This is a genomic window from Kitasatospora sp. NPDC056327 (assembly GCF_042261735.1).
Taxonomy (GTDB): Bacteria; Actinomycetota; Actinomycetes; order Streptomycetales; family Streptomycetaceae; genus Kitasatospora.
In genome coordinates this window covers 1-22,053 of the sequence record NZ_JBHJRC010000124.1, presented here as the reverse complement: position 1 = coordinate 22,053, position 22,053 = coordinate 1, and the positions used below count along the sequence as shown (strand labels likewise).

At 77.7% G+C, this 22,053-nt stretch carries 19 protein-coding genes; 3 read left to right on the top strand and 16 right to left on the bottom strand.

What is annotated here, in order from left to right; genetic code table 11:
* Positions 1-49: 49 nt before the first annotated feature.
* From ACFCX4_RS19410 to ACFCX4_RS19400, 3 genes are all read right to left on the bottom strand, one after another.
* Positions 50-1,444: a carbohydrate-binding protein gene (locus tag ACFCX4_RS19410; RefSeq protein WP_376143975.1), complete on the bottom strand. Its 1,395-nt coding sequence runs from the start codon at positions 1,442-1,444 to the stop codon at positions 50-52.
* Between the two features lie 209 nt (positions 1,445-1,653).
* Positions 1,654-2,232 carry a hypothetical protein gene (locus ACFCX4_RS19405; protein WP_376143973.1) on the bottom strand — a complete coding sequence of 193 codons (579 nt, stop codon included), beginning with the start codon at positions 2,230-2,232 and terminating at the stop codon, positions 1,654-1,656.
* A gap of 156 nt (positions 2,233-2,388) precedes the next feature.
* A complete protein-coding gene (locus tag ACFCX4_RS19400; protein ID WP_376143971.1) occupies positions 2,389-5,277 on the bottom strand; it encodes a BTAD domain-containing putative transcriptional regulator in 2,889 nt (962 codons plus the stop codon).
* Positions 5,278-5,454: 177 nt separating this feature from the next.
* On the opposite strand from ACFCX4_RS19400, the gene ACFCX4_RS19395 reads away from it, so the two are divergent.
* Complete coding sequence (locus ACFCX4_RS19395; RefSeq protein WP_376143969.1) at positions 5,455-5,997, top strand: hypothetical protein; 543 nt, start codon at positions 5,455-5,457, stop codon at positions 5,995-5,997.
* Positions 5,998-6,067: 70 nt separating this feature from the next.
* Here ACFCX4_RS19395 and ACFCX4_RS19390 read toward each other — a convergent pair whose 3' ends face one another.
* On the bottom strand, positions 6,068-6,550 hold the full coding sequence (locus tag ACFCX4_RS19390; protein WP_376143967.1) for a hypothetical protein: 483 nt from the start codon (positions 6,548-6,550) through the stop codon (positions 6,068-6,070).
* Between the two features lie 195 nt (positions 6,551-6,745).
* Between ACFCX4_RS19390 and ACFCX4_RS19385 the strand changes: the two genes are divergently transcribed.
* A complete protein-coding gene (locus ACFCX4_RS19385) occupies positions 6,746-7,531 on the top strand; it encodes an alpha/beta fold hydrolase (RefSeq protein WP_376143965.1) in 786 nt (261 codons plus the stop codon).
* Between the two features lie 70 nt (positions 7,532-7,601).
* Here the strand turns inward: ACFCX4_RS19385 and ACFCX4_RS19380 are convergent, their stop codons facing one another.
* The 9 genes from ACFCX4_RS19380 to ACFCX4_RS19340 all read right to left on the bottom strand — a co-directional run bounded on the left by ACFCX4_RS19380 (position 7,602) and on the right by ACFCX4_RS19340 (position 16,680).
* On the bottom strand, positions 7,602-9,098 hold the full coding sequence (locus ACFCX4_RS19380) for a cytochrome P450 (RefSeq protein WP_376143963.1): 1,497 nt from the start codon (positions 9,096-9,098) through the stop codon (positions 7,602-7,604).
* Between the two features lie 60 nt (positions 9,099-9,158).
* The gene (locus ACFCX4_RS19375; protein WP_376143961.1) at positions 9,159-9,764 is read right to left on the bottom strand and encodes an ATP/GTP-binding protein; all 606 of its coding nucleotides are present in this window, start codon (positions 9,762-9,764) and stop codon (positions 9,159-9,161) included.
* Entirely contained in the window at positions 9,745-10,104 is a 360-nt protein-coding gene (locus ACFCX4_RS19370) for a DUF742 domain-containing protein (RefSeq protein ID WP_376143959.1), read from the bottom strand. Before ACFCX4_RS19370 ends, ACFCX4_RS19375 begins: the two co-directional genes overlap by 20 nt.
* On the bottom strand, positions 10,101-10,487 hold the full coding sequence (locus ACFCX4_RS19365) for a roadblock/LC7 domain-containing protein (protein ID WP_376143977.1): 387 nt from the start codon (positions 10,485-10,487) through the stop codon (positions 10,101-10,103). The genes ACFCX4_RS19370 and ACFCX4_RS19365 overlap by 4 nt, the downstream gene beginning before the upstream one ends.
* 17 nt (positions 10,488-10,504) lie before the next feature.
* Positions 10,505-12,142 carry an ATP-binding protein gene (locus ACFCX4_RS19360; RefSeq protein ID WP_376143957.1) on the bottom strand — a complete coding sequence of 546 codons (1,638 nt, stop codon included), beginning with the start codon at positions 12,140-12,142 and terminating at the stop codon, positions 10,505-10,507.
* Positions 12,143-12,584: 442 nt separating this feature from the next.
* The gene (locus ACFCX4_RS19355; RefSeq protein WP_376143955.1) at positions 12,585-13,016 is read right to left on the bottom strand and encodes an NTP pyrophosphohydrolase; all 432 of its coding nucleotides are present in this window, start codon (positions 13,014-13,016) and stop codon (positions 12,585-12,587) included.
* Between the two features lie 281 nt (positions 13,017-13,297).
* Entirely contained in the window at positions 13,298-13,960 is a 663-nt protein-coding gene (locus ACFCX4_RS19350; protein ID WP_376143953.1) for a hypothetical protein, read from the bottom strand.
* A gap of 270 nt (positions 13,961-14,230) precedes the next feature.
* A complete protein-coding gene (locus ACFCX4_RS19345; protein WP_376143951.1) occupies positions 14,231-15,529 on the bottom strand; it encodes an LLM class flavin-dependent oxidoreductase in 1,299 nt (432 codons plus the stop codon).
* Positions 15,526-16,680, bottom strand: a complete 1,155-nt coding sequence (locus ACFCX4_RS19340) for an LLM class flavin-dependent oxidoreductase (protein WP_376143949.1) — start codon at positions 16,678-16,680, stop codon at positions 15,526-15,528. Before ACFCX4_RS19340 ends, ACFCX4_RS19345 begins: the two co-directional genes overlap by 4 nt.
* 309 nt (positions 16,681-16,989) lie before the next feature.
* Here ACFCX4_RS19340 and ACFCX4_RS19335 point away from each other — a divergent pair, with 309 nt between their 5' ends.
* Positions 16,990-17,439, top strand: a complete 450-nt coding sequence (locus tag ACFCX4_RS19335; RefSeq protein ID WP_376143947.1) for a hypothetical protein — start codon at positions 16,990-16,992, stop codon at positions 17,437-17,439.
* Positions 17,440-17,591: 152 nt separating this feature from the next.
* Here ACFCX4_RS19335 and ACFCX4_RS19330 read toward each other — a convergent pair whose 3' ends face one another.
* The 3 genes from ACFCX4_RS19330 to ACFCX4_RS19320 form a co-directional block, all read right to left on the bottom strand.
* Positions 17,592-17,771 (bottom strand): hypothetical protein, encoded by a 180-nt coding sequence (locus ACFCX4_RS19330; protein ID WP_376143945.1) that lies wholly within the window; start codon positions 17,769-17,771, stop codon positions 17,592-17,594.
* Between the two features lie 154 nt (positions 17,772-17,925).
* Positions 17,926-20,931, bottom strand: a complete 3,006-nt coding sequence (locus tag ACFCX4_RS19325) for an AAA family ATPase (RefSeq protein ID WP_376143943.1) — start codon at positions 20,929-20,931, stop codon at positions 17,926-17,928.
* Between the two features lie 377 nt (positions 20,932-21,308).
* A complete protein-coding gene (locus ACFCX4_RS19320; protein ID WP_376143941.1) occupies positions 21,309-21,770 on the bottom strand; it encodes a hypothetical protein in 462 nt (153 codons plus the stop codon).
* Between the last annotated feature and the right edge of the window lie 283 nt (positions 21,771-22,053).

Here is a 22,053-nt window from a genome sequence, read left to right as displayed (position 1 = left end):
GGCGCGGGCGCCGCACGGCCGCCGCGCCCGCCCCGGGTCACGCCCCGGCTCAGGCGGCCTGCCAGAGGGCCGGCGCGTTCGGCGGCTCCCAGCCGACCAGGGCCTGGTGGCCCTGGAGGCAGCGGTAGGAGGAGCTGCCGTAGGTCACGGTGTCACCGGCCTTGTAGACGGTGCCCGCCGCCCAGGTGCCGCCGGGGTTGCCCGGGCCGGGGCCCGGGCCGGGGCCGGGGCCCTGCGAGTCGGTCTTCAGGGTCAGCCCGTAGCCCTGGAGGATGGGGTTGACCGGCTGGTAGTAGGTGACGCCGCCCTGCGAGCAGTTGCCCGTCCCGCCGGAGGTCACGCCCTGCGCCTGGGTGCCGGAGATGAACGAGCCGCCGGAGTCACCGGGCTCGGCGCACACGTTGGTCTTGGTCACGCCGGAGACGGTGCCCTCCTGGTACGTGACGCTCGTGCCGTGCTGCTGGATGGTCCCGCAGTGCCAGCCGGTGGTGGAGCCGGAGCGGCAGACCGAGGCGCCGACCTGCTGCTGCACCGAGCCGCTCACCGCGCCGGACGCGCTGTTCACGTACGGGGTGGCCGTCCAGCTGCTGTTGGCGGCGACCCAGGCCATGTCGTTCCCGGGGAAGACCGAGGCCTGGAAGCTGCCCTGGGCGGCCCGGTTGGAACCGGTCGTGCTGGCGCCGGCCCGGCCGCAGTGCCCGGCGGTCGCGAAGCCCTGGGTGGTGCCCTTGGTGATCGGGAAGCCGATCGAGCAGCGGGAGCTGCCGCCGATGTAGTAGGCGTCGCCGCCGCGCAGGTCGTAGAGCGGACGCGGGGCCTCGGCCACCGTCTCCACCCGGACCGCCGCCCGGTCCACCCCGGCCGCGGCGACCAGCCGCTCGGCCGCGGCCCGGTCGGTGGCCTGCACCACCACGGAGTTGTTCCGCACGTCGACGTAGCGCACCGCGGCGGCGAGCGCGTCGGCGTGGCTCTCGGAGCCGCGCCCGGCGGCCCGGTCGAGCGCGGCCAGCGTGCCCTCCAGCGCGGCGAGCGGCCGGTCGACGAGCACCGGCCGGGCGCCCGCCGCGCGGATCGTGGCGGCGTCGGAGGCGCGGGTGGTGGCGACGGCCAGCGAGGCGTCGGCGCCCTCCACCCAGGAACCGGCCCAACCCGCGGCCAGACCCTGGGAGAGTGCACCGGCCCGGGCGCCGGCCCGGGCCTCGTTGGCGAGCCGGGAGCGGGCCTGGGCGGCCGTCAGGCCGAGGTCGCGCTGCAGCGCGTCGATCACCTCGGGCGAGGCGGTGGCGACACCGAGGGTGTCCGGGGCGGACGCGGCGGCCGCCAGGGCGGCGACGGCGGGTCCGGTGGGCGTGGGGGCGGCACCGGCGGTGCCCTGGAGGGCCGTCAGACCCAGGGCGGCGGTGGCCAGGACGGCGCACGCGGCCCTGGCGGGTCGTCGGAGCATGGGGGTCTCCTGCGGTCAGGGTGTGGGGGTTGCCGAAACCGTAGGAGCCCCGTCCGTCGGCGGGGGAGATGTCACCCGGGTATGCGGCCCGGTGCTATACCCCGCCCGGAGCGCGCCGCCACCGGCCGGTCAAGGCCGGGTCAACTCCGTGGTACAGAAGACCTTTTCATGGACGCTTCCGTCAAGGGCGGGTGCGCACGGCGCAGCGCTCAGCGCTGTTCGACGAGACCGAGCAGCCAGAAGTTCGCGTACGGGCCGGCCGCGGTGGCCAGCGGGTCGGCGGGCCGTCCTCCCCGCCCCAGCCGGACGGTCACCGCGTCCAGCGAGACCGAGGCGCCGCAGGAGTAGCCGAGCGGCGCGTACGTCTCGTCGGGCCCGCAGAGCACGGACACCACACGGCGCGCGGGCGGGAAGCGCAGCACGATCCGCTCGTGATCGGCCGACTCCACCGTCAGGTTGAGCACCAGGTGCGCCCCGCCGACCAGGTACCAGCCGCTGCCCGGCCGGTCCTGGCGCAGCACCCCGGCGAGCAGCCGCAGCCGCCCGGCCGCGCCGAAACCGCCGAAACCGCCGCTGCCGCCGGGTCCACCCGGTCCGCCGAGTCCGCCCGGCCCCGCCATCGCGCCGAGAGCCCCGGTCCCGCCGCCGGCCGGCCACCGTTGCGCCACCGCCGCGCTGCCGCTCCCGCCCGCGTCCCCGCCGCCGTCCGCGGGCCCGGCCGGAGCCAGTGCCGCCGCGCCGAGCACCGCGGCCGCCAGGACCGCCGCCACCGCCCTGAGCCGCCGCACCGTCCCCGACCCTCCCCACGCGCACCCCGACGCCGACCGTCCATCCGACCACGCACCACCTCCGCCCGGCCGCCCGCCGTGCCGTCCCGTCCCCACGACCACCCGGCCGGGGGACGCCCGGGACGCCCCGGGGACCGCCGCGGTACCGGCCGGCCGTCAGGGGTGCCGGCCCTCCTCCAGCGCGGCCAGCGCGGTCACCACGTCGGCGCGCAGGAGGGGGTGGCCGGTCGCGCCGTCGATCACCGCCAGCGCCTGCCGGAGCCGGACGGCCGCCTCCTCGGGGCGGTCCAGCCGGCGGTGGTGGTTGCCCAGGTGGTAGAGCGTGATGCCCTCCAGCACCGGATCACCGGTGGAGCGGTGCCGGTCCAGGGCCCGGTGCAGGTACTCGCCCGCCTCCTCGTCCCGGCCCGCCAGCATCGCCGTGACCCCCAGGTTGGTCTCGCACGCCCGGATCGCCCAGTCGTCCCGCTGTTCCTCCGGCTCCGCGACGAGCAGCGCGAGCGCCTCCTGGAAGTGCAGCCGCGCCTGCCCGAAGGAGCCCGCCCCGGCGCAGTGGCCGCCCAGGTTGCCGATCACATGGGCCTCGCCGCCCCGGTCCCCGATCGACACGAAGAGGGCACGGGCGAGCCGGAGTTCGGCCACCGCCTCGTCGTGCCGGCCGAGCGCGCCGAGCGCCGTCGCCAGGTCGTTGCGGGCATGGCCCTCGCCGTACCGGTCACCCGCCCGCCCGGCCGCGGCCACCGCGAGGCCGGCCGCCTCCGCCCGGTCCTCCAGGTGCGGACTGGTGAAGTAGTAGCTCCACAGGACCACCGGCAGCCGCCAGGCCAGATCGGCCGGACCGTGCCCGCCGATCGCCCGCACCACGTTCAGCAGCTGGGTGTGCCGCCCCTCGCACCAGCGCTGCGCCTCGGCCGGGCCGGCGAACCCGGGCGGTTCGTACCAGGGCGCGGGCGCGGGGAGCGGGATCCGCCGGCGGTGCGGGGTGAGCAGCCGGGCGGCGGCGTCGGCGTGGTGCAGGTACCAGGTGGCGAGCCGCTCGCCGGCGGCGGTGCGCACCGTCGGGTCGGTCTCGGCGGCCGCGCGTTCGGCGGCGTACAGCCGCAGCAGGTCGTGCAGCCGGTAGCGGTCCCCGCCCTCGTGGGTGAGCAGATGGGCGGCGGTCAGCTGCTCCAGCACGGGGCGCACGGCGGCGACGCGCCCGCCGCGGAGCGCGGCGGCCGCCGCCGCGTCCAGGCCGGGGCCCGGGGCGAGCGGGAGCAGCCGGAACAGGGCGCGGGCGGCGGCCGGCAGCGCGTGGTAGGAGAGGTCGAGCGCGGCGCGGACGGCGGAGCCGGCGTCGCCGTCGATCGCCAGCGCGGTCAGCCGGTCCTCGGTGTCGCGCAGTTCCGCGACGTGGTCGGCGACGGTGCGGCCGGGCCGTTCGGCGAGCCGGCCGGCGGCGATGGCGAGGGCGAGCGGCAGCCGGCCGCAGACGTCGGCCAGTTCGGCGGCGGCGGCCGGCTCGGACCGGGCGCGCCCGTCGCCGATGACGCGGTCCAGCAGCGCGACGGCGTCCGGCGGGGGCATCAGGTCCAGGACCAGCCGGCGGGCGCCGTCCCGGGCGGTGAGCCCGGCCAGGCCGCCGCGGCCGGTCACCACGGTCACGCACTCCGGCGCGCCCGGGAGCAGCGGGCGGACCTGTTCGGCACTGCGCGCGTTGTCCAGGACGACCAGCACCCGCTGGTCGGCCAGCAGCGAGCGGTACAGGGCCGCGGCCTCCTCCGGGATGCTCGGCACCTGCTCGCCGGGCACCCCGAGGGCGCGCAGGAAGCGGGCCAGCACGGCGTGCGGCGGCAGCGGGGGCTCGGTGGAGAAGCCGTGCAGGTCGGCGTAGAGCTGGCCGCCGGGGAAGCGGTCGCGCATGCGGTGCGCCCACTGGACGACCAGGGTGGTCTTGCCGATCCCGGCGCTGCCGGAGACCACGCAGATCCGCGAGGCCGGGGTGCCGGCCGGGGGAGCGCCGGGTCCGGCGGGCGGGACCGCGGCCTCGGCGAAGGCGTCCAGGGCGCCGAGTTCCGTGCCGCGGCCGGTGAAGGTGGCGATCGGGGAGGGGAGCTGGGCGGGCCGGGGCACCGCCGTGCGGGGCACGGGGGCGGGTGCTCCCGGCACCGGCCCGGCGGCCGCCTCGCCGCCGGTGCCGTCCGCGTCGGCACCGCCCGCTCCGCCGGTCCCCGCAGGGTCGGCACCGGGGTGGACGGCACTGCGGGGGCGGCCGCCGGTGCCGCCGCGCCGGGCGTGCGCGGGCCCGGCCTCCCGGCCCGGTTCGGTGGTGAGCAGTTCCAGGTGCAGCCGCCGCAGTTCCGGGCTCGGGTCGAGGCCGAGCTCCTCCACCAGCCGGGTGGTGAACCGCCGGTGCACCGTCAGGGCGTCCGCCGTCCGCCCGGAGGCGTGCAGCGCGCGCATCAGCTGTCCGACGAACCGTTCCCGCAGCGGATGGTCGGCGACCAGGGCGATGAGCTCGGGGATGCTCGCGCGGTGCCGGCCCAGCGCCGCCTCCAGGTCGAGACAGTCCTCCCAGGCGGTCAGCCGCAGTTCGTCCAGCGGCACCGCGCCCGCGGTGAGCGAACGGCCCGCCAGCCCGTCGAGCACCGGCCCCCGCCAGAGGGCCAGGGCCCCACGCAGCTCCTCCGCGGCGATGGCCGTCCGTCCGGCGGCGGCGGTCCGGCGGGAGCGGGCGAGGGCGTCGCCGAAGGCCCGGGCGTCCAGCCGGTGGCCCTCCAGCGGGACGAGGTAGCCGCGCCCCTCGGTGACCAGCGCGGGCGGTCCGGCCGGGTCGGCCGCGCGGAAGCCGCGGCGCAGCAGCCCGGCGAGGTTGCGGACCTGACGGTCGGCGGTGGCCGGCGGCCGGTCGCCCCAGACGGCGTCCACCAGCCGGGCCACCGGCACGGCGCCGCCCGCGTTCAGCAACAGGGCCGCGAGCAACCGCTGCTGGCGCACGCCTCCCAACGGGACCCGTTCGCCCCCGCGGGTCCGCACTTCCAGCGGGCCCAGAATCGCGAACTCCATGCGCTTCCCCTCCCCAGGGCGCCGCACACAGCGCTGTCGGCCCGTCGGGTTTGGTGACGAACCGATGAGCAGATCATGCCAGAATGATGCGCGCGGTTGAGAGGGTCGAGCTGTGCCGGCCCCGCGGGGTGTCGGTGCCGTGACCACTCCCGCCCCGAAGTTCCCCTGGAGGAACGCATGAACCGCATCAAGCGCCTCGCGGCCGTCGCGGCCGCGACCGCCGTGGCCGCCCTCGCGCCGCTGGCCGCCGCGCCGGCCGCGCAGGCCGCTCCGACGGCCAACCACCCCGGTCTGACCTGGGAGCTCCTCGACTACGGCGCGGGCCACGCGGTCCTGGTCGGCGGCCCCGGAGGCAGCGTCAGCGACCCGTACCACGGCGACACCCCCGCCTCGGAAACGCTGCCGCTGCTCTGCCTCGACAAGGACTACCGGCCCGCGCCGCCCGGGATCCAGATCGGCTTCTACACCGGTTGGGCCCAGGGCGAGGTGCGGATCAGCCGCCCCGTCAGGGGCACCGAGCTGACCAGCCCGGATGCGGCCAACGCCGTCTGCCGCGCGCAGTACGGCAGCAACTGGCGCCAGGCCGAGTTCCACGACGGCCGCTACGGCCCCAACTACTCGCAGCGCGGCGGCTGGACGTTCTGGGCCAACGGCGAACTGCCGAAGAACGTCCGCTTCTGGGTCCGCATCGACGACCAGCCCGCCAACCCCTGGAGCTGACCGCACCGCCCCCGGCTCCCGCTCCCGCCCGTGTCGGAACGGGCGGAGGCGGCAGCCGGGGGCTCGCCCGCTACCAGGCCTGGCCCGCCTCCTGCCAGCGGGCCCGCGCCTCGTGCTCGGCGTCCAGGTGGCCGTCCAGCCGCCAGCGCGCCACGTCGTAGTCCGGCAGGTGGCTCCACGCCTCGGCGGCCGTGAGCAGGTACCTCCACAGCGTGCTCAGCCGGACCATCAGCTCCTCCGGCACCTCGTCGGGGTACCGCACGCCCTCCCCGGCCCCGCCCGCCCCCGCCGGCCCGCCGCCCGCTTCCCGGGCCGCCGCCGCGGCCGCCGCGGCCCGGACGGCGAGCGCGCCGAGCACCTCCCGCGCGCTCCCGTGGAGCGCCGCGACCGTCTGCGCGAGTGCGCCCCCGACCCGCTCCTCCTCGCCTCCCGGCGCGCCGTCCGCCTCGCGCAGCAGGGCTATCCGACGGTCGATGAACCCGGCCAGGGCGTCGATGTCCTGCACGGTGATGTCGGCGGTGTACCGCAGCGCCGACCGGTGGATGTCCGTCATGACGGTGTCCCCTCCCTCGGTCCGAACCGGACCGACGGTTCGTCAGTTCCGGTATGGCCTCGGATATGGCACCCCGGAGCGGGCGGTAAACCTCCCCGGGCGAGTCCGCCCCGGCGCACGTCCGGGCGGACGGGGGCGCACCGGGCGGCTCCGAAACCGGTGGCACGCACGCCGCCCACCTGCGAACATCTGCGGATGCTGACCCTCGCCGACGACCTCGGCCACCTCTCCTACGCCGTCTCCGGCGACGGGCCGCCCGTCGTCCTCGTGCACGCCGGCATCGCCGACCACCGGATGTGGGACGCGGTCGTGCCCGCCCTCGCCCGCCGGTACACCGTGGTCCGCTACGACCTGCGCGGCTTCGGCGAGTCCGCGCCCCCGGCCGGCCCGTACAGCGAGAGCGACGACCTGCTGCGCCTGCTGGACCACCTCGGCCACGACCGGGTCCGGCTGGTCGGCGCCTCCTGGGGCGGCCGGGTGGCCGCGGGCTTCACCCTCACCCACCCCGGACGGGTGCACTCCCTGACGCTGCTGGCCCCGCCGTGGCCGGGGTACGACTGGGGCGCGGACATGGTCGCCTACGACGGGGCCGAGACGGCCGCCCTGGAGGCGGGCGACCTCGACACCGCCGTCCGGGTGAACCTGGACATGTGGCTGCGCGGGCCCGCCCGCGGGTGGGACGAGGTTCCCGACGGCCTGGCCGACCGGCTCCGCGGCCCGCTGCGGACCGCGCTGACGCACCAGGACACCGTGGGCGAGCACTCCCTCGGCCCCGGCACCGGGGACCTCGCCGCCATCGCCGTCCCCACCCTGGTCGGCATCGGCGCGCTCGACGTCCCGGACTTCCGCGCCATCGCCCGCCGCTACGCCGACGGCATCCCCGGCGCGGCCCTCGCCGAGTTCCCCGCCTCGGCCCACCTCGTCGCCCTGGACGCACCCGCCGAACTCACCGCCGTCCTGCTCCCGTTCCTCACCCGCTGACGCGGCGGCCCGGACCGTGGCGGCGGGCCGCCGTCGACGTGATCCGCCGGCCGCCGCCCGCGCACACCGCTCAGCGGCGCAGCCACCCGGTGAGGGCGTCCCACAGCCCGCGCCGGGGCCGGGGGAGCGGGACCGGGGACGGCGCCCCGGCCGGGGGGACCGGGGCGGTTCCCGCCGGGGCGGCGGGCGCGGTGGCCGCGGCGTCCGCCGCCCCGGCCTCCCGCTCGCGCGGGGTGAACTCCACCGGCAGCGCGACCAGGTGCCGGGACAGCCACGCCGAGGTCCAGGTCAGCTCCGACTCCGGGACGGCGAGCCGCAGATCGGGCAGCAGGGTGAGCAGGCAGTCGATCCCGGCCTCCGCGATCGCCCGGCCGATGTCCTGGCCCGGGCACTCGTGCGGGCCGCTGCCGAACGACAGGTGGGAGCGGTTGCCGTGCAGCGGCTTCGCGAGGTCCGGCCGGACCACCGGGTCGACGTTCCCGGCGGCCAGGCCGAGCAGCAGCATGTCCCCGGCCCGGACCGGACGGCCGCCGAGCACGGTGTCGCCGGTCGCCCAGCGCCCGGCGACCAGCGACATCGGCGGCGCGTCCCACAGCACCTGGTCCAGCGCGTCCGGCACGGTCATGTGACCGCCCGACAGGTGGGCGCGGAACCGGTCGTCGGTGAGGATCATCTTCAGCGTGTCGGCGATCAGGTTGACGGTGGTCTCGTTCGCCGCCAGCAGCACGACCCGCAGGTGCTCCATCACCTCCTCGTCGGTCAGCCCGGCCCCGTGCTGCAGCAGCCGGGTGCACAGGTCGGGGCCGGGATCGCCGTGCTTGCGCTCGACGGTGCGCCGCAGCGCCGCCACCACGTGGTCGTTGCTGGCGATGGCCGTCTCGGTGCCCTTCATGAGGTCGCGCGCCGCCTCGACCAGGCGCGGTCCGTACTCCTCGGGCATGCCGACCAGCTGGGTCATCACCAGCATCGGCAGGTGCTCGGCGAACCCGCTGACCAGCTCGGCCCGGCCGGTCCCGCCGAACCGCTCGACGAGTTCGGCGGTGTAGCGGGCGACGAAGCGGCGCACCCCGCGCCGGTCGGTGCCGTTCAGACCGTCGGTGACGGCGCCGCGCAATCGGCGGTGCTCGGCGCCGTCCGCGAAGACGCAGAGCGGCTGCCAGGCGATCACCGGCATCAGCGGGGAGTCCGCCGCCACCCGGCCCTGCTGGAAGGCGGTCCAGCGCCGGGAGTCCCGGGAGAAGCGCGAGGGGGTGCGCATCACGGTGAGGTTCGCGGAGTGGCCGAGGACCAGCCAGGCCGGGAGGTCGCCGTGCAGCCGGACCGGCGCGACCTCGCCGTACTCGGCGCGCAGCTGCTCGTAGAGGCCCACGGGGTCGGCCTCGGCGGCCGGGCCGTAGAGCGGCAGCAGCTCCGCCACGGGCAGCTCGTCCAGGTGGGGCTCGTCGGGGCCGGGTCCGTCCGGGCCGTCCTGGCCGGGGGCGTCGGGGGCGCCCGGTCCACCGGTGCGGTGGGCGGGGCAGCCGGCCGGCGGGGCGAGGGCGGCGTCGTCGCGGAACGGGCTGGTCACGGTGTCTCCGGGGGCGTCGGCGGGTGGGGGACGGGGAGGGGAGGGCGGGCGGTGGGCGGTTCAGTGCGCGAGGTCGTAGAGGTAGTGCATGAGTGCGAGCAGCACGTCCCGCCCGGACGCGCGGATCCGGGCGTCGCACGCGACGATCGGCACCTCGGGCGGCAGGTCGAGCGCGAGCCGCAGTTCCTCGTCCGGGTAGGCGGGGGCGCCCGGGAACGCGTTGGCCGCGACGACGAACGGCACGCCGCGGTCCTCCAGCCGGCCGATCACGTCGAAGCTGACCTCCAGCCGCCGGGTGTCCACCAGCACGACCGCGCCCAGCGCCCCCTCGAACAGGCCGTTCCACAGGAACCAGAACCGCTCCTGGCCGGGCGTGCCGAACAGGTAGAGCACCAGCTCGTCGCTGATGCTGATCCGGCCGAAGTCCATGGCGACGGTGGTCTCGGACTTGCGCTCGATGCCCGCCAGGTCGTCCACCTCCGCCCCGGCCTGGGTCATCGTCTCCTCGGTGGTCAGCGGGCGGATCTCGCTCACCGAGCCGACCAGGGTCGTCTTGCCGACCCCGAAGCCGCCGACGATCACCACCTTGACGGCCGAGGCGGCCGAGTCCGGCAGCAGGTCCTCGTCCGCCGGCCCGAGCACCGTGTCAGAGCCGCTGAAGTCCATGCATCACCGCCTCCAAGAGGGCACGGTCGGGAAGGAGCGCGGCCGGGACGGAGGCGCGTGCCTCGACCCGTTCCTCGGCCACGAGGTCCGCCAGCACCACGGTGACCGCGCTGACGGGGAGCCGCAGGTAGGCGGAGATCTCGGCCACGGAGAGCGGCGACCCGCACAGCCGCAGGACCGCCGCGTGCTCCGGCGGCATCGAGGGGGTGGGCTCCGCCCGGGAGACGATCAGGGTGACCAGGTCCAACGCGGCCCGTCCGGCCGTCCGGGAGTGGCCGCGCGTGATCACGTAGAAGCGCTCCGGGGGTTCGTCGCCCAGGTCCTGGCCGGTGGTGCTCATGCGACGGGCTCGCCCCTTCGCGGAGGCGTACTGAGGTGCTCGCCGATCCGGGCGACCAGGTCGCGCATCCGCTGGCCCATCAGTCCGGCGTCCACGCCCTCGTCGGCCAGCACCGCGAGGTAGGCGCGGGCGCCGGCCGCCATCAGGTAGAAGAACCCGCCGCTCATCTCGATCACCACCAGCCGCATCCGGCCGTCCCCGTGCGGGAACTCGTGGCCGACCGCGGAGGCGAGGCTCTGGAGGCCCGCGCAGGCGGCGGCGAGCCGGTCGGCGGTGTCGGTCTCGGTGCCGTGCTGGGCGATCCGCAGGCCGTCGGCGGAGAGCACGACGACGTTCCGGACGAGCGGGACCTCGTCCGCCAGCTGCTTGAGCAGCCAGTCCATGTTGGTCCGTGGCTTGATCACCGCTCGTCCCTCCGGGTCCCCGTCGAGTCTTCGTTGCTGTGGCCGGCAGGGCCGGTGCCGTTGACGCCCTCGGTGAAGGCGGCCAGCCAGAGGCCCGGCTGGACCGCCTCCGGAGCGCCGCCCCCGCCGCCGGCCGGAGCCGCGCCCCTGGCCGGCCCGGCGCCGTTGACCGGGCTCACCCCGTTGACCGGGGCCGAGGTGGGGCCGCCGACGGGGCCGGCCGTGGGACCGGTGGGCCGGGCGGCGGAACCGCGGCCCGCCGGGCCGCCGCGGCCGGGGGACGGCGCGGCGTGCCGGCGCCGCCGGGGCAGGCCGTTGGCGGTGCGCTCGGTGACCACCGGGACACCGTCCCCGCCGCTGGTGAGCGGGCCGGGCAGCGACCCGGTGAGCGGGCGGCGCGGCGGGCGGGTGGTGTGCGGCCGGCGGTCGTCCACCGGGTCCGGGCCGGACGAGCCGGTGACGCCGATCCCGTGGGCGCGCCCGGTCGCCGGGGCGGTGGTGATCAGCTCCTGCGGCACGACCAGCACCGCCCGCACCCCGCCGTAGGCCGAGGGACGCAGCGACACCTGGAAGCCGTACGCCTTGGAGAGCCGGCCGACGACCGCCAGGCCGAGCCGCGGGGACTCGCCGAGGTCGTTGAGGTCGATGCCGGCCTGCGCCTCGGCGAGCATCCGCTCGGCCCGGGCCCGGCCCTCCTCGCTGAGGCTCAGCCCGCCGTCCTCGATCTCGATCGCGATCCCGGTCTGCACCTCGACCGCGGTCAGGTGCACCCCGGTGTGCGGCGGGGAGTAGCGGGTGGCGTTGTCCAGGAGTTCGGCCACCGCGTGGATGAGCGGTTCGACGGCCGGGCCGATCACCGCGACGTCGGAGACCGGGTGCAGCTCGACCCGCTGGAAGTCGAGGATCCGGGACATGCCGCCGCGCAGCACGCTGTACAGCGGCACCGCCCTGTTCCACTGGCGGCCCGGCCGGGCGCCGCCGAGCACCGCGATGCTGTCGGCGAGGCGGCCGATGAGGGCGTTGCCGTGGTCGAGCAGCAGCAGGTCGTCGAAGACGGCGGGGTCGTTGCCGTGCGCGTGCTCCATGCTGCGCAGCTCGGCGGCCTGCCGGTGGACGATCGCCTGCACGCGGCGGGCGATGCTCACGAAGGAGCGCTGGGCGGACTCGCGCAGCACCTCCTCGTTCTCCACGGTCTCCAGCACGGCGCGCAGCAGGGTCTGCTGCGCGGCCCGGAACTCGGCGCCGACCGTGACGTCCTGGAGGGTGTACGCGTCGACGACCTTGTCCAGGCCCTCGCCCATCGACAGCCGGGTCATCGCGGCGGGCAGGACGGACTTGGCGAGCCGGATGTACTCGGTCTCCTGCCGGGTCAGCCGGCGGATCAACTCGCCCTCGCGCTGGACGGCCCGCGCGCGCAGCTCCTCCGTCGCCCGGCCCCGGCGGGCGGCCTCGGCGGCCACCAGGACCACCGCCATGGTGCCCACGACCGCGCAGACGGCGACCGCGGTGCGTGCGCCGGGGGAGGCGGCGGTCACCGTGACGGTGGCGACGGCGGCCGTCACGACGGTGGGCAGGAGCCAGACGAGCACGGGGGCGGAGCGCCGGCGTCCGGGTGACGAACCAGCACCAAGCATTCAGAATCCTCAAACGATCGGAAGAGTGGGGGACGGGACGGGACCCGGCGGGGCCGGGGCGGGGTGGGTGGGGTGGCACGGCGGCGCCCTCGCGGTACGGCGCCCTGGGACGGGGCGCGTGCCGGCGGGAGGGCCCGGCCGGACGCCGGGGCCCGCGGCCGGGTCGGCGTCGGCTCCAGGTTTACCGCTCCCGGTGCACCCGGAAGCGGCGCTCGCTCCCGGTTCGCCAATGCGGGCGGTCTCCCGGTGAACTTGCCACGAGCACGGTCCGGTTCGTGCTACGGCCGGGGCACGGGCCGATCCGCGCCGGTCCGGGGCGTGCCGGTACGGCCGGGCGCGGTCGGGGGCCGGCCGTCGCCCCGATCAGCCGAAAGGGGGAACCGGCGGCCGTGCGGCGACTGCCCGGGCGGGTGACGGGGCCGGGCCGGGTGGTGGGGCGGGGTCAGGCGGGCCGGACGGTGCGCGGGCCCGTCACGTCGGCGCCGAGCGCCGTGACCCGGGCCCGCAGCCCGCGGTCGGCCGTGACGACCAGACAGTCCCGTCCGGGACGGGCGGTCCAGGCCGCCGCGACCAGTTCGACGATCAGGTCGTCACCGCTGCCGGCCGCGGCCTCGACCCGGACCCCCGGCGTGCCGGTCACGCCGCGGGCGGCGCCCTCGACGACGAGCAGCACCTCCAGCGGACCGGTCCGCGCCCAGGCGGGCAGGCCGGAGCGGTCGCCGGGGATCCCGGCGGCGGCGACCGGTGCGAGCGCGTCGCGCAGCCGCTCGGCCGCGCCCCGCCGGTCCCGCCACCAGCCGTCGGGGACCGAACCCACGACGTTGGCCCCGTCCACCACCAGAAGCGGGACGCCGGCCGCCTCGTGCTCGCTCATGGCGGGCAGTCTGCCACGTCCGCGCAGGCCACCTGCGTGGCCGCGGGACCGGGGTGGGGACGGGGTTCGGGCCGGGCGGCTGTCCGACGGGGCCGGGGCCGCCGTCGGCGAGCAGGGTCCGGCGGTCGCGCCGGGCGCGCTCCCACCGGCGGGTCGGCGCCGGGTGGACGACGAGACGACGCAACGGTGCGACGAACGCCGTGCGGCACCGCCCGAACCACCCGTTGGGCTTGGCCAGGACGGCCGTCCGCAGCTCGTGCCCGCCCCCGCCGACGCCCGCCTCAGAGGTCCGGGAAGCACTCCTCGGCGAACTCGCCGGAGAACAGGTGCTGGGCGTGGGTGATCATCCGGCGGCTGTACACCCGGTCCCGGGCCAGGCAGGAGTACCCCTCGCCCCGTGCCGTGACGATCCCGGCCGTGTGCGCCAGATAGACGTCCAGACCCGGGTACATCAGCTCGACGCAGGGGATGTCGTCCACGTCGAGCGCGACCACCGGGTACTCGCCGTGGTCGTCGCCGCTGCTCGTCACCAGGACCCGGCGCGAGTCGGAGCCGCCCGGCAGCAGGAAGCACTCGTCGAAGCGCTCGGACACGCCGTCGAAGCAGGAACCCCACATGTCGCCGAACTCGTCCCGGGCCAGCTCGCCGAGCGGGCGGGGCACGAAGGCGTCGTGCTCGTCGAGCCAGCCGAACCGGCGCAGCAGGCCGGTGTCGAAGGCCAGCCAGCGCCGCAGGCTCGGCGGCAGCGGGCGTCCGCTCGGGAACACCGCCCAGGCCGGCGCCCCGGCCGGCAGCGGCTCGGGCTCGCCGGTGAGCCAGGGCCCGGCCCACTCGCTGTAGTCGAGGATCCGGCGGTGCGGATCCGCCCCGACGGAGGCGATGACGCGTTCGGTGAGCGCGACGCCGTGCGCCTCGCTCGGGGGTATCTGGGTCGCGGGGTTCATCGGGCTCGGTGTCCTGTCCGTGTGGCGCCGAATCGCTCGGCCGGTGCTCGGTCCCGCCGAATCTACGGCCCGGCACCGACAGCCGGGCCACCGGGCCGGGGCGCTTCGTACCGGACCTGACGGCCCGTCGGCCCGCCGGTGGCTGTTCGTGCGGACACCGTTCCGCGGGCCGCCGGGGGGTCCGCGGGGCTCCGGGTGCCCCGGGCCGGCCGCGCGGGGGGGCCGGTGAGGTGGGGTGGCCGGGCCCCCGAAGGCCCGGCCACCGGTGTGTCAGACCCGCGGGGCGGAGGGCCCGGGCAGGCCGAGGTGGCCGCGGAGGGTGTCGGCCTCGTACGCCGTGCGGAACGCGCCGCGCCGCTGGAGCTCGGGGACGAGCCCCCGGGTGATCGCCAGCAGGTCGTGCGGGAGGCGGGCGGGGCGCAGCCGGAAGCCGTCGAGCCGGAGTCCGTGCGCGTCCACGGACTGTCGTTCCAGCAGCAGGTCGGCGAGTTCGGCCGGCGTGCCGGTGAAGATCTCGGCGTCGGTGGCGAGCGGCGCGCCGTCGAGTTCGTCGAGCCGCTCCTTCGCCCGGGCGGCCTCGCCGGGGCGGTCGTCGAGGAGGACCAGCAGGTCGGCGAAGACCTTGAGGGGGCGTTCGGCGGGTCGGCCGACGGCGGTGGCGGCGGCCGTGACCTCGCCGAGGACCGAAGCCGTGGCGGTGGCGGAGTGCGGGGTGACGAAGACGACGTCGCCGCCCCTGGCCGCCAGTTCGTAGGGGATCCGGGCGTGGGCGAGGACGGTGACCGGGGGCTGTCCCTGCGGCGGGCGGGGGGTGGCGGACGGGCCGCGGACGGAGAGGTGGGTGCCGTCGAAGTCGATCCGGCGGGTGCCGTCCCCGTCGGCCCCACCGTCCTCCCGGCCGCTCTCCCGGCCGTTCGTCCAGCCGTCCGTCCGGCTGCCCCAGAGCCGGCGGACGACCTCCAGCACCTCGGCGGCCTCGTCGAAGAGCGGTGCGAGGCGTGCGGAGATCCGGTCGGAGGAGGCGAGGTCGCCCTCCACGAGCCGCGGGGTGGCGCGCCGCCCGAAGTGGCCGCCGTCGTCGGCGCGGGCGGAGATCTGCGGCCGCCAGCCGGCCCGGCCGCCGCTGGTGTGGTCCAGGGTGGCGAGGGCGGCGGACAGGTGGAACGGCTCGGTGTGGGTGACGTTGGTGGTCGGCACCAGGCCGATCCGCGTGGTCAGCGGCGCGACCCGGCCGGCGATCAGCACGGCGTCGAGCCGGCCGCGGACCTGGTCGGTGCGGTCGTCCGGGCCGCGCAGGCTCTCCGACTGGAGGGCCAGGGCGTCCTCGAAGGTGACCAGGTCGAGCAGGCCGTGCTCGGCCTCGGTCACCAGGTCCGCCCAGTAGCCGGCGGTGAACAGCTCGCCGGGGCGGGCGCCCTCGGCCCGCCAGGCGGCCGGGTGCCAGCCGGCCCCGTCCAGGGCGACGGCGAGGTGCAGCGGCGGCAGGCCGCGGTCGGTGCCGGAGGGCTCGGCGGGGGCGGCCGTGGCGGCCGTGGCACCGGGGCCGGCGGGGCTCGCGGGGCTGCTCATGCGGTGGTCTCCCGGCTCGGTCGGCGGGTCGGGGCGAGCCCGAGGTGGTCGCGGAGGGTGGGGCCGGCGTACTCGGTGCGGTGCACGCCGGCGGCCTGGAGCAGCGGCACGACCCGGTCGACGAAGGCATCGAAGGCGTTGAACCCGTCGGACCCGTCGGACCCGTCGGACCCGTCGGACGCGTCGGGCGACCCGGAGGCCGGGTGCGGGGTGAGGAGGAAGCCGTCCGAGCCGCCGCCCCGGACGAATTCGGTGAGCGCCTCGGCCACCTGGTCCGGGGTGCCGACGAAGGCCGGGGCGGGTACGCCGGCGCCGCCCGGGCCGGCGGCGGCCAGGCGTTCGCGTGCCTCCCGGGGGCTGTCACCGAGGACGTACCCGACGGCGGTGAGCACCCTGAGCCCGTCGGGGGACCGGCCGTGTCCGGCGAGCCGGGCGCCGAGGTCCTGACGCAGCGTCCGGGCCTCGGCGAGCGCGAGGTGCGGGACGACGGCCACGTCGGCGCCGGCGGCGGCGAGTTCGCCGTCCTGCGGGGAGGTGACGGTCCGGACGACCACCGGGTGGCCCTGGGGCGTGCGGGGCGTGGTGAAACGGCCGGTGATGTCGAAGTGCGTGCCGCGGTGGGTGAAGGCGCCGGCGCCGGCCCGGACGAACGTGCCGCCGGTCCGGTCGGCCGGGACGTCGTCCTCCGCCCAGCTGTCCCACAGCGTCCGGGCGGCGTGCAGGAACTCGGTGGCGTGGGCGTGCGGGTCGGTGTCGGTGGGGAGGCCGCCGTGCCGGAGGTTCCCGTCGGCGGCCGGGTCGTGGCCGGCCGTGATGCTCCAGGCGGCGCGGCCCCCGCTGAGGTGGTCGAGGGTGGCCAGTCGCCGGGCCAGCTCGTAGGGCTCGTGGACGGCGGGGCCGAGGCCGGCGGCCAGCCCGATCCGGTCGGTGGTGGCGGCGAGGGCGCCGAGGAGGGTCAGCACCTCGGGGCGGCCGGCCGCGCCGGGGCCCGGGGCGGCGGTGTCGCCGGGCCGGTGGCCGCCGAGGAGGAGGAAGTCGAACCTCCCCCGCTCCGCGGTGCGGGCGAGCCGGTCGAGTCCGGCGAGGCCGGCCGGGCCGGTGCCCCCGGCCCCGGGTGGGAGCAGGGCGAGATGGAGTTGCTGCGCGGACACGACGATCGCCTCCTGTCGGCCGCCCGTCCGCCGCGCGTTCGCCCGCGCGGCCGGGCCGGTTCATCCTGCGTGGCGGCGGGCGGCCCGGGCAACGGCTGCAATGAAGTGTTCATGAGCGGACACCGGGCGTCATGAAGGGTGATGCCACGACAGGAATCGGTCATCCGAAGGCTGAAATCGACACCGGGCTTCAAAGAGAAGGGTGGAATTAGGAGTTCCGCGCGAATCGATGCCAGCATGTGCGATGTGAAGCGTGAAATGTCACATGGCTTCACGCCGTCGTCCCTACCCACGAACGGGAATCGCCCGATGAACCGGCCCCTCGCCATCCTCGTCACCGCCGCCGCCCTGACCGTGTCCGGCACCGTCCAGGCCGCCGCCGTGTCCGCCGCCGCGGTCTCCGGCACCGCCGTCTCCGGGCCCGTCCCGGGCACCTGCGTCACCGGCTACCGGGGTGTGGTGGTCAACGAGATCTGCGCCGTCGTCAGCGGCGACCAGGTCACCTTCTTCGGCCAGTCCTCGCCCGGCGGCGTCGGCTGGACGCCGCGCTCGGTGTCCTACCGGATGACCGCGGCGGTGGTGGGCGGCGCCGGGCTCGGCAGCGTCTCGCCGACCGTTCTGGTGGACCGGTCCAGCACCGGCGTGGCCCGGATCACGGGCACCGTCCCGTGCGGCTCGACCGCCTCCGCGACGCTGGAGACCACCCAGTGGGGCTGGCCGCCCGCCACCGCCACCGTCGTGGTGCCGGCCGGCTGCTGAGCGAGCCACCGCCGTGCCGTCCGCACGGCAAGGGCCCCACCCGGTCTGCCGGGTGGGGCCCGCCGCGTGTCCGTGAGTCCGCCGGGACCGCCCGCACGCGGCCCGGAGAGGTGTCTCGGACGAGGTGTCCGGAGAAGCGTCCGGAGAGGTGTTCAGTGCGTCCAGTGCACGGCGGGGCCCGAGCGGCTCAGCCGGGCCAGCCGGACCAGGGCGAGCGGATGGTGGCCGGCCTTGCGGGGGGAGGGGGAGATCCGGACCGCGATCCCGGCCGGAGCCGGGTCGTCCGCCGCCGGTAGGACGTGCGCGCTCGGCGCGTGATGACGTGCGTTCATCTCTGGTGTTCCCTCCTGGTCGGGGAGCGGCTGCCCCGCTCGCTCACCGGTGACCACCAGGGAACCGGCCGGGACCGGCCGGATCAATGCGGGCGACTACCTATCGGTCGCCGGGAACGCTGGGGGCCGGACCGCCACCCCGGCGGACGGCGGATCAGCCGTTCCCGCCCGCCGCGTCCTCGGTGTCGGCCCGCGCCAGCGCCTGCGCCGTCCCCGCCCGGGTGGTGCCCAGTTTCTGCAGCACGTTCGCCACGTGGTGCTCCACCGTGCGGGGCGACAGGAAGAGCGCCTGGGCGATGTCCTGGTTCGCGGTCCCCTGTGCGAGCAGCTCCGCCACCTGCCGCTCGCGCGGCGACAGCTGCTTGCCGTAGCCCCGGCGCCCCGGCGAGACGATTCCGCCGAGATCGAGGTCCCGGCGCAGCTTGCGGCACCGGGCGGTGTCGGTGGTTGCCCCCAGACCGAGGTAGACCCGCTCGGCGGCGGCCACCCGCTCCGCCGCCCGGACCCGGTCGCCGACGGCGAGCACCGCGGCGATCCGCTCGTCGGCCCGGGCCGCCTCGTACGGCCGCCCGATGTCGTGCCAGCGGTCCCGGGCCCGGACGAAGACCTCCGCCGCCTCCGGCCCGCCGTCCGCGGCCGCCAGCAGCCCCCGGGCCTGGTCCAGGGCCGCCGAGACCGCGGGCGCGTCCCGGCCGGTCAGCGCCCCGGCGGCCTCCTCCACGACCGCGCCCGCCTCGCCCCGCCCGCCCGTCGCGAGCAGCGCCTCCACCGCGACCGGCAGCAGCTCGGCGGTCCGCGGCCAGGCGTCCGCCTGCCGGGCGGTGGCCACCGCCCGGCCCACCGTGGCGGCGGCCCCGGCGGTGTCGCCCTCCAGCAGTTGCAGACCCCCGAGCCCGGCGGCGGCGCGCAGCGCGACGGTCACCTGCGACTCCCGCTGCCCGAACCGGACGGCGATCTCGAACTCCTCGCGGGCCGGGGCCAGCCGGCCCCGCGCCGCCGCCAGCCGCCCGAACAGCAGCGAGCGTTCGGCCCCGGCCATCGCCAGGTCGTCGAACTCCGCGCCCAGCGCCTCGAAGCGCTCCTCCACCCCGTCCCAGCGCCCGGCGAGCATGTCGAGCCGGATCAGCGCGAGCCGGCTGTAGCACTCCAGATAGGGGATGGCGGTCAGCCGCGCCATCCGCCGGCTCTCCGTCAGCAGGTGCGCGGCCCGGGTGTCGTAGCCCAGCTCGATGGCGATCTCGCCGGTGTTGTACAGCGCCCGGGTGGTCTGGCGCATCACCTCGGGACTCCCGGAGGCGCGCGGCAGTTCGTCCAGGCGGTCCCAGACCGCCGGGTCGCCCGCCCGGGCCCGGAAGGTCAGCGAGGTGGCCAGCACCGCGGCGGCCACCTCCTCGTCCGGATTGTCCGCCAGCAGCCGCTCGGCCCGGGCGAGCCACTCCCAGGCGTGCCGTCCGGCGCCGTCGCGTTCGTCCATGGCGACCGCCACCATGGCGCGCGCGGCCCGGGTCGGGCGCTCCGTCAGCTCGTCCACGGACTCCCGCATCCGGTCGAAGCCGGCCCGGTTGCCGCTGTGCACCGCCGTCAGGAAGCCGAGCGCCAGCCGGATCTCGCCACGGTCGGCGACCGGCAGCCGGGGGTCGGCGACCATGCCGCTCAGCACCTGCACGCTGGCCGCCGGATCGACGTCGTCGGCCGCGAGCCGCGCCAGCGCCAGGGCCGCCCGGCCGCGCCGGGGCGGGTCGAGATCGGGCTCGTCGAGCAGGCTGCGCAGCATCCGGCGGGCGCCGCCGGGGTCACCGAGCGCCACGGCCTGGTCGGCCGCCGCCTGGGCGAGGTCCTGCCAGGCACTGCGGTCGCCCATGGCCAGGGTGTGCTCGGCGATCCGGGCGAGCGGCCGGGGTTCCCGCAGCTCCAGCGCGGCGACCGCCCGCCGGTGCAGCGCCCGGCGCCGGGGCCCGGGGGTCCGCTCCCGTGCGACCGGCCCGGCCGCCGGGTGGCGGAAGGCGTACCGGTCGGGCGAGGTCTCGTGCAGGACGGCCGTGTGCAGCGCCTCGGTGAGGCCGTCGGCGCCCGCCCCGGCGTCCAGCCCGGCGACGGCGGTGAGCAGGTCCTCGTCGGCGGGCGCCCCGAGCACCGCGGCCGCGGCGACCACGGCCGCGGCGTCCGGGCCGAGCCGGGCCAGCCGCCCGGCCACCGCGTCGCGCAGACCGCGCGGGACCCCGGCGGCGGCCAGCTCCGCCGCGAGGTCGCCGGTCCGCCGGGGGAGCGGACGCTCCGCGGCGCCCTGGTCGGTGCCGCCCCGGCCGGCCGGGGCCCGCTCGGCGGGACGCGGGCCGGTCAGGGCGCGCAGGTCCTCCTCGACGGCCAGCGGCAGGCCCAGACTGCGCTCGTGCAGGATCCGGGCGAGCTCGGGGGTGGCCGCCGGGCCCAGCACGGAGCGGGCCAGCTCCGCGACCTCGGGCGCGGACAGCGGACCGAGCAGGACCGGGCCCACGGCCCCGCCGGACGGGTTCCGGAAGGCGGCGGCGGGTGCCGGGGCGCCGGGCGGCAGCTCCTCGGGGCGGTAGGAGATCACCAGGGAGAGCCGGGGCGGGAGGTCGCGGGCCAGCCGGAGCAGCAGGTCGAGGGTCGCGTCGTCGGCCCACTGGACGTCCTCGACCACCAGGACCGGGTCGTCGAGCACCGTCAGGAGGGCCCGCACCCCCTGGGCGAGCAGCCGGTGGGCCGACAGCAGTTCCCCGCCCTCCGGCGGTGCCGCGGGCAGCCGGTCGGCGAGGTCCGGCAGCACCCGGCGCAGCGCGCCGGTGCTGGGCGGCAGGGCCGTGGGCGGGGGCAGCAGGGCCGCGGCGTCGCGCAGCGCGTCCACCACGGGCCCGAACGGCTCCGGGGCACGCAGCGGGTGACAGCGGCCGACGAGCACCGCGCGCCCGGGCGGTGCGCCGGTGGGGGGCGCGGCGTCGCCGGCCGCGCGGTCGGAGGCGGCGCGCAGGGCCTCGGCGACCAGCCGTGACTTGCCGCTGCCGGCCTCGCCCTCGACGAGCACCACGGCGGGCGGCCGGGACAGCGCCGCGGTCAGCCGGGCGAGCTCCGCGGCCCGGCCGACGAAGGCGGGCCGCCCGGTGGCGTCCTCCGGGGCGGACGGTGCCGGCGGGCGGTTCACCGGCACCGTGCCCGGCGGCTGCCGGCCCGGTGGCCGGGCGCCCGGCCGGGGGCGGATCGTCTCTGAGCGGGCATGTCCCTATGATGCCCGCGCCCGGGCGGCCCGCGTCGGGCGGGTCCGCCGGCCGGGCCGGGGAGCGGTCGTGGCGGTGGGGCGGGCGCGGGCGGGTCCGGGGCCACCGGTGGCGGGGCCGGCCGGCGGGGTCGGGCGGGCGGGTGGCCGGGTGCTGCTGCGGTCCGCCGGCTCCGGGGCCGGTGTCGCGGACGGCGGACGGCGGACGGCGGGCGGCGCGGGGACGCGGGGACGCGGCTGTCGGCGTTCGGGCCCGGTGGCCGTGCTGCGGACGGCGAGGCCCGGTCGGGGGCGTCCCGGCGGGCTCAGAGCGCCGGGTGCGGTACCGGCACGCCGCCCGCGCCGGCGCGCGGGCCCGGCAGGTCGGACCAGGCGGCGGGAAGGTACCGGCGGACCGGGACGTCCCCGGCGGGCCGGACGACCCGTCCCGGCGTCTCGACGACCGCGCAGCCCGCCCGCGCGAGCCGCCGGACGGTCGCCGCCGCCGCGCGGTCGTCCAGCGCGAACACGAACGGTCCGGGCACCAGCACGACGTCCACCCAGCCGCGCTCCGCCGCCGTCAGCAGGCTCGCCAGGGCCGGCAGCGGCCCCCGGGCGCTCAGCCCGTGGTCGGCGTAGACGTCCGGGACGGGCAGCGAGAGGCGGCCGGCCAGGTGCTCCATCGCGGACCGTACGTAGTCGGCCTCCCTCGGGTCGTACGGGCGGCAGCGCAGGTACATCGCGGTGCGCCGCACCGTCCGGCGCGGCGGTTCGTGGGGGTCGTGCATGCCGTTCACCTGGCTCTGCTCGCTGTGACGTGTGGGGGAGGCGTCCGGGGCGTGCGGGGGAGCGCGGTACCGGGCCGCTCTCCAGCGGACCTCCGGAACGGTACGGGGATCAATGGGGGGCCACTACCCATGCGTGCGGCGCGGTCCCGCGCAACCGTGCCGGGGCGGGCGGCGGGACCCGGTAACCCCCGCACCCGTCCCCCCCGCCCCCCCCCCGCGCAGGGCCCCGCGGGCCCCGCCCCCCGCCCCACCAGGACGGTTTACAAGACCGGGGCCGCGGTGG